We start from the raw sequence: 12536 nt of genomic DNA, 5'->3' as shown, positions 1-12536 counted from the left end.
TTTCCACCAATCACTTAATCGTGTCGGATAATATATATTTTATACGATTATTCATTTGAGTTAATTCTTTATGATATCGAGCAGTTGTTTCATAGCTTTCTTTGCTTCCGGAATCGGAAATACCGGAAAAACATGATTCATTCTCGGGTATTCGAAGTAATGGATTGTTACACCTTGTTCTTTTGCTTTATCCAGTAACATAGCTGCATCGACAAGCAGCAGTTCACCAGTTCCGACAAAAGCGGTAATTTGACCGATGTCTTTCAGTCCCCCATGGACAGGACTTATTTTGTAGTCGGTTAACTCCAATCCGTCCGCCCATAACCTGCCAAGCTCCTGTGCACCTAGCACACCTAGCATCGGGTCCAGTTTTTCAAGTTCTTTATAGCGCGGATCTTCACCGCGGACATCGAGCCATGCGGAATGTAGAACAATATGCTGTGGCTGTTTTTTTGAGAACCTCTTTACATCCTGCGCCAGCGCCAATGCCAGTCCACCGCCTGCTGAATCCCCCATAAAAATAAACGGCGCATCATATTTTAAAACGAGCTGATCATATAAATCATGAATGGCAGTAAAGCACTCTTTATGTGTATGTTTAGGCAGCTTCGGATAAATCGGCACGACAATCGTGAAGTTTGATTCCTGTGCAAGCTTCACTAAATAGCGCCAATGAAAAATCAGTGGATCATTAATATAGGCACCACCATGGAAATAATAAATGACCTTTTCCGGTGTTTGCTGTTCATTGATCGTGTAATAGTTCATGCCATTCAGTTCGTCTTTTTGGATTTGGTGCTGCTCTTTGAATTTAGCATCCAGTTCATACGGTCTTTCATTATGTTTCATTGCAATAAAATCATCGAGCAGGCGTAAATCCATAAATTTCTTTTTCGTTCCGCGCAGCACTAAAAACTTCTCAAACAATACACTTTGCACACTTCGCATACAATGCCTCCCTTTATCTCACACCCAATTTAACATTTTCCCTTTGTTATCAATTCGCCTAAAATCGATTGATCCCCTTCTAAACGGAAAAACGTTACCCTTATACATATGCACATTTATACTTCGCTAGAAAAGTCCTTATGTAACTTCAATCTCTTATTATTCCAATAAAATAAAAATAAGATCATTTTGAAACTTTTTTCCAACTTATTCGTAAATTAGGAAATGAGTTTAGAGGGGGCATGTTCATGCTTATTGGATTTTACAGTGCACTTATCATTTTCACTTTATTATTTATCATTGCTGCTTTCTTTTTTATCCGGCAATTCGTAAATAAGAAAGTATCCCCCTATAATTTGAACACAATTATGCTTGGCGTGCTTTCGTTGTTTATGCTGATTGTTTCAGGGATTTACAGCTACGATTTCTATCATCTGCAGACAGGTGATCAGAAAACTGCTGGAGGAAGTTGCGAAATCACCTTTGTAAATGGGCATGGCAGAAGTATCGATACGACTGAGGTTACGATTGAAAATAAAGTTTACAATATTAAATCCAGTACTTACAAAGACTTCCCTGATGGGCATTATCAATGTGAATTAACGTTTTTACCGATTACAAAAATTGTGACGCAAATCGATATTGTGACAACAGGAAAGAAAGGTGATTAAAATGATTGATTTTTCAATTGCATTCATACTTATTTTAGTTTTTATTACACCACTTATTCTATCAATCTACTACCGGGAAAAACCGAAAGTGGATAAAGGATTTAAAATCGCCTATCATGGGCTATCATACCGCCGTAAATTTTTGCGCGACCTTTATTCCATTCCCATTTGTATCATAGCGTTGATCATTATTTATTTGTTTGAAGGTTTCACTAATCTCTTTATATTTTTCACGCTATTTTTCATACTACTTTTTGGGATTCAAACTACGTACAATTATATAAAGTGGAAAAAAGAGGATTAGAAAAAGCCTGAGTTCATCTGGAACCAGGCTTTTTTCCATTATTTCACTCCGCTCGAACCAAAGCCTTTGTCACCGCGCTCCGAATCTGTCAGCTCGTCCGTTTCTTCAACGAAAACTTGCGGAACATATTGAACGACTAACTGAGCGATACGCATCCCCTTTTCAATCGTAAACGGCTCTTTCCCGTGATTAATTAAAATAACCCCGACCTCACCGCGGTAGCCTGCATCGATCGTACCTGGACTATTTAACACAGTAATCCCGTGTTTCAATGCTAATCCGCTACGTGGACGTACTTGAGCTTCTGTTCCTTCCGGCAATTCGATTTGAAGTCCGGTTTTAATTAACCCGTATTCTCCAGGCAGTAAAACGTTGTCTTCAACCGCACTCAAATCCATCCCTGCATCCCCTTCTCGTGCCTGTTTCGGCATTACGGCTTCGGGGTTGGTTTTCTTAATTTTTAATTGAATCGACATATTCATCCAACTTTCTCTTTTTATATACTAACTTCATGCAGTTATAACAAAACCATATTTTTTCTTAATTTTCAATAGGGAGGGAGTTGTCTAGGGTTTTGGTTGGATTTATGCAATCATTCAATAGGCCCTTTACTTTTAGGTTGTTAACGCTTATACTCAATTCAACTATATATTGTGTTTTTTTAACAAGGTACTACTAAATGTAGTTTAAAAGGGAAGTTTGGTGCAAAGCCAACGCTGTCCCCGCAACTGTAAATGCTGACTGAAGGCGAATAGACCACTGTGCTACTGGCATGGGAAGGTACGTCTGACGGATGAAGCAAAGCCAGGAGACCTGCCTCGTTAAAACTACGTACATTTCTTCGGGGAATAGGAAATGGAGGCGCGCTCTCTTTCCGTTTCCATTTCAAGCTATCCTGTTTTCCGGGATAGCTTTTTTTGTTTTTTTCCGCAAAATATATACGGCACAATCATTAGTAATACTTATATAGCGAGGGATTCTATGATGAAACTTTATACGAAAACAATTTGCCCAAAATGTCTCTGGGTAAAATCCGAACTTGATGCAGCCAAATTGGAAGTAGAAGTCATTAATATTGATCAGGATGAAAAAGCAAAACAACAAGTAATCGATGCAGGTTTTCAGTCAGTGCCGTTATTTGAAATAAACGGTGAATTTATTGCAGAGCCGACTTCTATTATCGATCGCATTTCTGAAATAACTGCATGATCATTTATGCTTCACGAACTGGCAATGTACGATATATCGTGCAAAAACTCGGCTTGCCCGCTATGGATCTGGCCGAAGTGGTAAAAATCGATGAACCGTATCTGTTACTTACGTATACGGATGGATTAGGCTCTGTCCCCCCTATCGTCGACCAGTTCATGACGGCAAACTACGAATTATGCAAAGGAATCATCGTAAGCGGAAACCGTAATTTCGGTCATGATTTTTTCGGCCGTGCTGGTGACACTTTAGCTGCACAATACGGAATTCCGTTAATAGAAAAAGTGGAAATGCGAGGAACTCCGGCTAATTACGAATCGATTACAGATTACTACTACTCCATTTGGAAAGAGGCATCGATATGAAACAGTATTTAACATTAAATAATGATATATTAAACCGTTACCGCGCAACCGGCGAACTGGATTTGGCGAAAGACAAAGAAGCGACACGCCGCTATTTTCTGGAAGACGTCAATGTCCGTCTGCGCTATTTTATCGATATTGAGGAAAAAGTTCGCTATTTGGTCGATGAAGGCTATTATGAAAAAGAGTTTTTGGAACTGTACTCGATGGACTTTATTAAACAAATGTACAAAAAAGCCTATTCCTACAAGTTCCGGTTCCCTTCATTCATGAGTGCTTCGAAATTTTATGAAAGCTATGCGATGAAAAGTCGGGACGGAAATGAGATTCTTGAAAAATATGAGGACCGGATTGTCATCATTGCCCTTTATTTAGCACAAGGTGATGAAACATTGGCGGAAAATGCCATTGAAGCGGTTATGACTGCCTACCAGCCGGCAACCCCAACTGCTTTAAACAGCGGGAAAAAGGCGCGCGGTGAGCTTGTTTCATGCTTTAAACTGACAATGGATGACACGATGAATTCAATCGCCGAGAACATCGGTTATTGTTTGGAGCTTTCCCGTTTAGGCGGCGGTGTCGGGGTAAACTTGACCGATCTGCGTCCATTAGGGGATCCGATTAAAGGGATCTTAAACCGTGCGAGCGGGGTTATGCCCGTTGCGAAACTGCTGGAGAATTCGTTTTCTTACAGCAACCAATTGGGGCAGCGAAACGGTTCCGGCGTCGTCTATTTAAATGTTTTTCACGGAGATGTTGAGTCATTCATTTCGTCTAAAAAACCTAATGCAGATGATAAAATACGACTTGCTACGTTATCGACAGGCATTATTTTACCGGATATTTTCTTTGAACTGATGCGCCGTGATAAAGATATCGTTTTGTTCAGTTCTTATGATATTTATAAAGAATACGGCAAACGCATGTCGGAAATTTCGATTACGGAAATGTACTACGAACTATTGGATAATCCGAACATCCGTAAACTGAAACGATTAAATGCCCGTAAATTATATACGGAAATAAAAAAAGCGCAGTTTGAATCAGGTTACCCGTTCGAAATATTCGATGATAATGTCAATAACGCCCATCCATTAAAGGAAATCGGGCGTGTGAAGATGTCGAACCTCTGTAGTGAAATTCTTCAGTACCAGCAAACAAGTGTCATTACAGACCAGAATGAGCCGAATGAATATGGCCTCGATGTTTCTTGTAATTTAGGTTCAATCGATATTCACGAAGCAACGAAAGTTCAGGATTTCGGGCAGCTTGTTGAAACAGCAATGCGTCTTTTGACGAATGTTTCAACGATGACCGATATCGTCAACGTCCCTTCTGTATCGAAAGCGAACAAAGTAATGCACTCAGTTGGATTAGGTGTCATGAACTTGCATGGACACCTCGTACAAAGCGGCATCCGTTATGGTTCCAAAGAGTCCATTGAATTTATCGATTCGTTTATGGAAGCACTGAACTATTACTCGTTAAAAGCATCAATGGAAATCGCGAAGCAAAAGAACGAAACGTTTTATCAATTTGAGGAAAGCGATTATGCGAGCGGTGTTTACTTTGAAACTTATATAAATAAAGAAGAAAAAGAACTTACACCTGAAGTGATTAAAGCACTTGGGGGTACACCGATTATTACTCAAAATATGTGGGAGGAATTGAAAAAACAAGTTCAGCAATATGGATTATTCCATAGCTACCGACTTGCAATCGCGCCTTAACTGACTAGGGCTTTCATTGTTGTAAAACAGTGTCAAAACAAGTGAAATTGCTGGAAAGCCGTAAAGCCAAAAATACGACAACGTAATTGGAAACGATAAACGTGAACGTTGCGAAAGCAGAAAAAAATTTTTGGATAGCATAAGGTGAAAAAAAGCATATTTTGTGAGGTTGGAATTCTCGCTAAATATGTCCTAAGTGCCAATACAATCGGTAATCAGCAGCCAAGCACCTTTTTATGGTGAAGGTTCAACGACTATAATACTTGGTAGGCAAACGCCTATATTGTATAGTCTACTCCCTTTTAAATATCAGGAAACTGAGGGTATTAAGGACAGGCAGTATCTCTTACATCCGCAGCTGTACCGCTTCCATCGCCCCTGTTACTGAACGTGTGGAAGTACGTGACTATGCGGACAGTCGAACAATTTATCCGATGCCATTTTTAACGAATGATAACCAGGAACTTTATACCGAAGCATATGAAGTTAACCCGTATGAACTGATCGATCTTTACGCAGCCGCGCAAAGGCATGTCGACCAGGGGATTTCCATGACACTTTACGTGACGGATCAGTGGAACACAGAACAATTAGCAAAAGTCTACATTTATGCGTGGACGCGTGGCATTAAAACCGTTTATTACGTACGCCAACGTTTACTTACAATTGAGGAGTGTGTCGCATGTCAAATTTAACGTATAAAGCGGTCAACTGGAATACCCCGACGAGCGAACTCGCACGTATTTTTTGGGATCAGCAATGGAAACAAATCTGGTTCCCCGAGGAAATCGCAGTCAGTAAAGACGTCAAACAATGGAAGGAATTCGAGCATCAGGATACATACAAAAAAGTGTTCGGCGGCCTGACATTGCTTGATACGGTACAAACGAACATCGGCATGAATGAAATTGCCAAGTATACACCTGATTTTCAGGAAAAAGCGGTGTTGACCGTATTCGGATCGTTTGAAGCAATCCATGCAAAGTCTTATTCGTATATTTTTACAACATTATGCACAAACACGGAAATTGACGAAGTTTTTGAATGGGTGCAAAAAAATGAGTTTCTTCAATATAAGGCTAACCGCATCGGCGAAGTATACACCGCGATAAAAGAAGATGACCCGGAAAGTTTATGGAAAGCAATGTTCGCTTCAGTTATGCTGGAAAGCTTCTTATTCTATTCCGGCTTCTTCTACCCTCTTTATTTGGGAGGACAGGGTGTATTGCGAAACAGTGCGGAAGTGATTAGCTTAATCTTGCGTTAATATCGTGGCGCAAGTAAAACTCTTTGAATTCAGGGAACATCCTAACGTTTAGTCGAGGACAATCCTGAGCCAAGATTGATAGTTAAGAGATTGAAAACTATCAATAAGGTGCAACGGTCATCGAAAGCACATGTTTTTACATGGAAGCGAGTAGAGTAGGATACAAGTCAAGAATGGTATCCGAAGCGGAGAGATATAGCAAAAGCTATATATGATATGATCTGATCTTATAAGAAATTATAAGCTGCATATAGCAGAAGTAAGAATGACGAACTTACTTGAAACAAAATGGACGAATCAATCCACGGAGTAGCAGTCGGCTTTTTCGCCCAGAACATTTTCAAAACGTTCCCAACAGAAAAACAGCAGGAGCTAACTTTGTGGGGCTATGAATATTTACTCGATTTATATCAGAATGAAATGAAGTATACCGATGATTTATACGCAGAAACGGGACTATCTCCCGAAGTTAAAAAATACGTACGCTACAATGCGAATAAAGCGCTTATGAACTTGGGGCTCGACACGATGTTCCCTGACGAGGAAGTCAACCCGGTTGTCATGAACGGAATTTCCAATACTGGGTCCACCTATGATTTCTTCAGTCAAAAAGGAGCAACTTACGCGGTGGCTAAAGTGGCCCCTATTACGGATGATACATTTAAGTTTTAAAATTAAAACGCTATGGTTTTTGGTCATGGTCCATAGCGTTTTTTTCAAATTAGATTAATTCTTGCTTATTGTAAAAATGAATAATCATCTTTATATTCTTCTTTTGCAATCTCCTAATTTAACTATTTACTGCTTGTTTCAAAAAGCTTCTTTAATGGTTCCGGAATCTTCGCAACCTTTTTCTTTTCTAAATGATAAAATCAGCCGAATTGTTTCCCCATACAATGAACATGCTTCTCGGTAGTAATCTCCAACTCCATTTCCCAGCTGGATTGTCCGATTTTCACCATCCAGCACCGTCCGGCCGGTTTATCAAAAATTGTTAAAGGAACTTTGTATTCTATTTCTGTTTTCAAGATTGGTGAAATTTGCACAGCCATCATGTCTGCCAATGGATAATGATTATTTAAAAAAGCCATGCGTAGATCCTCAAACCACCGCACGTACACAATATTACTGACAATGCCCATCGCATCAATATCATAGGTATTGATTTAAATTGGTTGTTCTGCTAATAAAATTCTCATAATTTTTGTCCCCCTTATTTTCCCTCTTCATAACGAATTATTGACCAAAAACCAATATCCTCAAATCCAATTTGCTTATAAATGCGCCCTTAAGCAATTTGTAATTCCATAATCTCTTTTAAAATCAGAAATCTAATTCAGACATTTTCGATATATTTATAAGTAGGATACGCTTCGCTAACTAATCTTCTCACTAGTATATTTTTATCTATACTTAATATTGTTGAAGCAAAATTAACACTCTGATATTCAATACCGTCAATAAGTACCTTTCTTGCCTTTTTAGATAAAGGATTTTCTCCAACTTCAATGAACTTATAATTCGAAAAGGACTCACTCTTAACTCTTTCTGATATAGTTCTATTCGGGATACCTAGCTGACGACTCGCTTCCATTATTGAAGCGTATTCAATCCCATCAACGCAAATTCGTTTACTCTTCCTCGAATTATGTGAAAACTCCCCTTTAGGAGTTTTCTTTATCTGAACCTCTATAAAATTAGGGTATGCCTTATCTTTTAGCCTTTTAGCAATAACTTTACGATTTATACGTAGCTGTCGTTCAGCTTCCATCATTGAATGATAAAACACATCATCTATAATTATACCTTTGCTTTTTCCATTGTTCTTCATCATTGTATTACGAGTCGATTCTGAAATTCCTTTTCCCTTCATTCTCTTTCCATTTTCGACTAATTTCCTTTTTACTTCTCGCTGATGAGCCACTTTTATCTTATTATCTATACACTCACGTTCAGAAAAGTGTTTCTCCCACCAATTATTATATAACTTCCGATTACGTATTCGACTTGCTGTGCCAGATGGCAGTGTATGGATTTCTTCAATTTCAGCATTAGTTTTTCCCTCTAACATTTCCTCTACTATCATTAAAAACTCTTCTTCTGTGACATTACCTAACAACTCAGCAACATCATTTGATTTGGTAGGGATGTAATTTTCCACTAGAGCCCATAAAGTTTTAAATCTATGTTTATGACGAATAAGTGAAACATATCTATCATGCAAATCATATAATTCTCCGATAAATTTATTGCTCTTTCCACTGACAAACAAATCTACTAATTCAAAAAATTGTTCATTAGTTAGTTTTGCCATTGGATTTTTCTCCCCTGTAATTCGTTGAGACATTTCTCTCTTACGTTCTTCGGTAATTATTAAACCATGTCCACCTTCTCCACCTAAGGTTAGATTATAACCATTTTTATAAGAATCATATTTTTGAATAAATCTGCGTTCTTCTACTGAGAGACCTTCCTTTGAAATATTCTCATATGTAGCGATGATATATGTCTGAATATCCCCATACTTATCGAATGCCTTTTGTAAATAACGATTATAATGCTCTCCTTTTAGTAATAAATTAATATGATCTTTAATTCTTTTTTTTTTTCAATTAAATGATCTTTTCCAATATAATATTTCCCATTAATCACCAAAGCATATATTCCTTTTTTCATTTTCTTTCCCTCGCTTTTTCTCTCTCTTGAAATTGGGAGATTACTTACATTGGTTTAACAACCTTTGACTTTGGAACATAAGAAAAGTTAAGATCTAACCATTTAACATTGTTTGTGCGAGTTCTATTGTGCACTCGAAAAATCAACATACCAAAGCTCCTTAGCCTAAGCTCCATTGTTTTTTTCATAAGAATGATTTTCTGGACAAATCCACCATACCTTTAAATTACAACCTTTAGAAACTTCAGTTGGAGAGATAATAGTTGCATTTTTAGAAAAATCCCATTCAACAAGAAGTTCTGGAAATAACTTAGCAATAGATTTCTCCTCAGTAACTGTTCTCATAAATCATTCACCAACCTTTATTCGTAATTTTTATATCAAGATATTCTCACCTAAATTGTAAATGAAAATGATTAAAAATTCTAACAATTAGTAATGTAGCCCCTATAACTGATGATACGTTTTAATTCTAAAAGAAACGCTATACCGAAAATCTGGTATAGCGATTCTTCCTATTTAATTTGTTCATTTTATCCATTCTTTAAAAATCGGGTCATGTGTTGAAACTATCGGCTGGTAAGTCGCCCCTTCGTTTATATATTGAAAGGCTACATTAACTGCTTGCATTGCATCATGTGTCGCCCCGTTTATGAGTTCTAGATGCACTATAAAATGCACTGAACATCCCGGCAGGACCACCGCCAATTATACAAACATCGTAAATCATTGCTCTCCCCCATTATTACTGTACAAAAATATCTTTATGTAATTGTTGACTATCCCCTTCTACAGAAAAACAAGCAGCACCATTCAACAGATAACCCCATAGCTGGTTGTAAGGCTGTTTATGAAGCGCAGTAATCAAACAGGCAATGGCAACACCGTGAGAAACGACAGCGATTCTCTCATACGGTAACTGTAACAAATATTCGTGAAATGCAATCATCCGGTTCGTTACGTCTCCAAAGGATTCCTGAGTCGTATTGATAAACAGTTCAGGCGAATTCATATAGCAACAATACTGTTCATCCTTTTGAAGGTCCTTAATATAGCTGCCTTGCCAATGACCTAGCTTGATTTCACGTAATGTATCGTTTTTATGAATGGTGTGGTCCGGAAACATGAGACGGGCTGTTTGCACTGCACGCTTCAGGTCACTGGAGAATACAATCTCCGGATTCCAGTTAACGGACATTGCCTGTTCAATTCCTTTTGACGTTAATTCTGAGTCAAGCCATCCTTGCAGACGCCCTTCTTTATTCCAGACAGTTTCACCATGACGGTAGTAGTTAATGATTTTTGACATATTTCGTTATTTCATCCTTGCATTTTGTCCAGATTGCTTTACTTTTTACAGCGATTCGAAACCATACGCCGTCCAAGCCGACATAGTTTTTTGTATGGCGCAATACGATTCCTCGTTTTAATAAATACTCAAAAAATTTATCCGAATTATACTGTTCCGGTAATTGAAACAATAAGAAATTCGCTGCACTGTTAGATACTTTACAACCAATTAATTTTAAGTCCTTCACCATCTGACTTCGTAAGATACTGCTCTTTTCACGAGATTCCTTCACAAAATCCTTGTCATGTAAACAGAGACAGCCGATTTCATTTGCAATCGCGCTCACATTCCAATGCGGCAAGTAATGACGGAGTTTTCCTGCCTGTTGACCGATGACATAACCGAGACGAACCCCTGCCAGTGCATACATTTTTGTCATGGATCGTACGACAAATAGATTGGAATAGGTGTTTACCAATGAAACAACGCTCTCCGATTCATCGGTCCAGTCTATAAACGCTTCATCGACAACAAAATCGCAGTGGGGATACTTTTTAATCAACTGTTCAATCCAATATTTTTTCAATAATACGCCTGTAGGATTATTCGGATTGCAAATATAGCAAGCATGGACATCTTTCAGCTGTTTCTCCAATATTTCCTCATTAAATCGATATGTTTCAATATCGTCAGCTAAAATAGATTGAATGACACAATTCTGCTGTTTTAGTGTTCTAGCATACTCCGAAAATGTTGGCTGTAACAAAGCAATCTCCTGTCCATTGAAAAGCTGTGCCAAAGCCATTAAGCCCTCTGCCGCACCATTTGTAACGACAACTTGATCGGCTGCTACTTGGTGAACAGCTGCCGCTTGCGATCGAAATGGTTCTGCTTGTTCATCCGGGTAGCCAGCAATTTTTTCTAACAGGTTTTGCCACTGTTGCTTTACTTGCTTCGGTACCCCCAGATGATTGACATTTTCGCTCACATCGATGACTTGATCCGGCATTTTTAAATTCAACGCTTTATATAATGCTGCCGCATTAGCCCCATGTGCAGGCAATTGCATACAATATTCCCCCTGTTATCACTACACACCATGTACAAACATACATGTGCCGGATCGCTTTTTTAATATGTATTCTTTGCATCGTTTCGTACGGTTCACCCATATAAGCACGGAAGGATTCCACCCCGCCATAACGATTAAACCCGCCTAAACGAATTCCTAACTGAACAGCAGTAGCTGCCTCCAAATATCCACTATTCGGGCTTGGATGTTTTTTAGCATCCTTTAGCCAGTTTTTATAGCGGTGTTTGAAAGGTTTTGCCGTCTCACATTTTATAAATATAATAAGGAACCACCCGGAAATTCTGCTGGGCAGATAGTTCGCAACATCATCCAATTTAGCTGCAGCAAAGCCAAAATCAGCATACCGTTCATTTTTATACCCGATCATCGAATCCAGCGTATTAATCGCTTTATAGCACCATGCACCGGTTGCACCAAAACATAACGCATACATAAGCGGAGCCGTCACACCGTCACTCGTATTCTCTGAAACCGTTTCAACGACACCCCGTACTATTTCAGGTTCATCCAGATGATTCGTTTCACGGCCTACAATCCAGCTTAAATATTTTCTTGCTTCGGGTAAATCATTCGCTTTCAAGGAATCGTAAACGAGCATCGCCGCTTCTTTTAATGATTTCTGGGCAAGAGCTAAACTAATCAAAAAGATTTCGACTACAAGCCAAAGAAGAAGATGTATTTTTATTGCAAGAAAGACAATTAAGAAAACCGAGCCCGTTGTGATACTTATCGTGAGAAAAACTGTTAGTAATCCATTGATCCGTCTTCTACTGCCACTGCCATGATTCCATTTCTTTTCGAAAAAAGAAATCATGTTTCCGATATATATAACAGGATGTGTCCATTTTTTCGGATCCCCAACAATACAATCGATGAGCACTGCGATTACACAAATAATAAAATACATCGTGCCACTCGCTCCTTTATTTTCGTTTGATATGAAATGAAAATTCCAGAGCATATTCGATGCTCTGGATAAACT

The 12536-nt window shown here is 38.5% G+C and carries 13 protein-coding genes, 2 pseudogenes and 1 riboswitch; of the genes and pseudogenes, 7 read left to right on the top strand and 8 right to left on the bottom strand.

What is annotated here, in order from left to right; genetic code table 11:
- Positions 1-60: 60 nt before the first annotated feature.
- Positions 61-948: an alpha/beta hydrolase gene (locus MKY51_RS07205; RefSeq protein ID WP_339176180.1), complete on the bottom strand. Its 888-nt coding sequence runs from the start codon at positions 946-948 to the stop codon at positions 61-63.
- A 248-nt stretch (positions 949-1196) separates the two neighbouring features.
- Here MKY51_RS07205 and MKY51_RS07200 point away from each other — a divergent pair, with 248 nt between their 5' ends.
- On the top strand, positions 1197-1619 hold the full coding sequence (locus MKY51_RS07200; RefSeq protein ID WP_339176179.1) for a cobalamin biosynthesis protein CobN: 423 nt from the start codon (positions 1197-1199) through the stop codon (positions 1617-1619).
- A 342-nt stretch (positions 1620-1961) separates the two neighbouring features.
- Here the strand turns inward: MKY51_RS07200 and dut are convergent, their stop codons facing one another.
- Positions 1962-2399 carry a dUTP diphosphatase gene (gene dut, locus MKY51_RS07195; RefSeq protein ID WP_339176588.1) on the bottom strand — a complete coding sequence of 146 codons (438 nt, stop codon included), beginning with the start codon at positions 2397-2399 and terminating at the stop codon, positions 1962-1964.
- A 174-nt stretch (positions 2400-2573) separates the two neighbouring features.
- Positions 2574-2759, top strand: a riboswitch (cobalamin riboswitch).
- A gap of 145 nt (positions 2760-2904) precedes the next feature.
- Between dut and MKY51_RS07190 the strand changes: the two genes are divergently transcribed.
- From MKY51_RS07190 to MKY51_RS07165, 6 genes and pseudogenes are all read left to right on the top strand, one after another.
- A complete protein-coding gene (locus MKY51_RS07190) occupies positions 2905-3132 on the top strand; it encodes a glutaredoxin (RefSeq protein ID WP_339176178.1) in 228 nt (75 codons plus the stop codon).
- Positions 3129-3497, top strand: coding sequence for a class Ib ribonucleoside-diphosphate reductase assembly flavoprotein NrdI (nrdI, locus tag MKY51_RS07185; protein WP_339176177.1), 369 nt, complete (start codon positions 3129-3131; stop codon positions 3495-3497). Before MKY51_RS07190 ends, nrdI begins: the two co-directional genes overlap by 4 nt.
- Positions 3494-5227, top strand: coding sequence for a class 1b ribonucleoside-diphosphate reductase subunit alpha (gene nrdE, locus MKY51_RS07180; RefSeq protein WP_339176176.1), 1734 nt, complete (start codon positions 3494-3496; stop codon positions 5225-5227). Before nrdI ends, nrdE begins: the two co-directional genes overlap by 4 nt.
- Positions 5228-5490: 263 nt before the next feature.
- Positions 5491-5922, top strand: coding sequence for a hypothetical protein (locus tag MKY51_RS07175; protein ID WP_339176175.1), 432 nt, complete (start codon positions 5491-5493; stop codon positions 5920-5922).
- Positions 5910-6491 (top strand): annotated as a pseudogene (locus tag MKY51_RS07170) (ribonucleotide-diphosphate reductase subunit beta); the annotation flags it as partial. The gene MKY51_RS07175 and the pseudogene MKY51_RS07170, both read left to right, overlap by 13 nt.
- Positions 6492-6782: 291 nt before the next feature.
- Positions 6783-7166 carry a ribonucleotide-diphosphate reductase subunit beta gene (locus MKY51_RS07165; RefSeq protein ID WP_339176174.1) on the top strand — a complete coding sequence of 128 codons (384 nt, stop codon included), beginning with the start codon at positions 6783-6785 and terminating at the stop codon, positions 7164-7166.
- A 122-nt stretch (positions 7167-7288) separates the two neighbouring features.
- Here the strand turns inward: MKY51_RS07165 and MKY51_RS07160 are convergent.
- From MKY51_RS07160 to cbiB, 6 genes and pseudogenes are all read right to left on the bottom strand, one after another.
- A pseudogene (locus MKY51_RS07160) lies at positions 7289-7660 on the bottom strand (thioesterase family protein).
- Between the two features lie 170 nt (positions 7661-7830).
- Positions 7831-8808, bottom strand: coding sequence for a hypothetical protein (locus tag MKY51_RS07155; protein WP_339176173.1), 978 nt, complete (start codon positions 8806-8808; stop codon positions 7831-7833).
- Positions 8809-9335: 527 nt separating this feature from the next.
- Positions 9336-9515, bottom strand: coding sequence for a zinc-ribbon domain-containing protein (locus MKY51_RS07150; protein WP_339176172.1), 180 nt, complete (start codon positions 9513-9515; stop codon positions 9336-9338).
- A 400-nt stretch (positions 9516-9915) separates the two neighbouring features.
- Positions 9916-10479, bottom strand: a complete 564-nt coding sequence (locus MKY51_RS07145; protein ID WP_339176171.1) for a histidine phosphatase family protein — start codon at positions 10477-10479, stop codon at positions 9916-9918.
- Positions 10463-11530, bottom strand: coding sequence for a histidinol-phosphate transaminase (locus MKY51_RS07140; RefSeq protein WP_339176170.1), 1068 nt, complete (start codon positions 11528-11530; stop codon positions 10463-10465). The genes MKY51_RS07145 and MKY51_RS07140 overlap by 17 nt, the downstream gene beginning before the upstream one ends.
- A complete protein-coding gene (cbiB, locus tag MKY51_RS07135; protein WP_339176168.1) occupies positions 11505-12461 on the bottom strand; it encodes an adenosylcobinamide-phosphate synthase CbiB in 957 nt (318 codons plus the stop codon). The genes MKY51_RS07140 and cbiB overlap by 26 nt, the downstream gene beginning before the upstream one ends.
- Positions 12462-12536: the final 75 nt, after the last annotated feature.

It is taken from the genome of Solibacillus sp. FSL R5-0691, from assembly GCF_037974225.1.
In the GTDB taxonomy this organism is placed as follows: domain Bacteria; phylum Bacillota; class Bacilli; order Bacillales_A; family Planococcaceae; genus Solibacillus.
The sequence above is the reverse complement of the archived record's forward strand: the minus strand, read 5'-3'. Positions and strand labels throughout refer to the sequence as shown.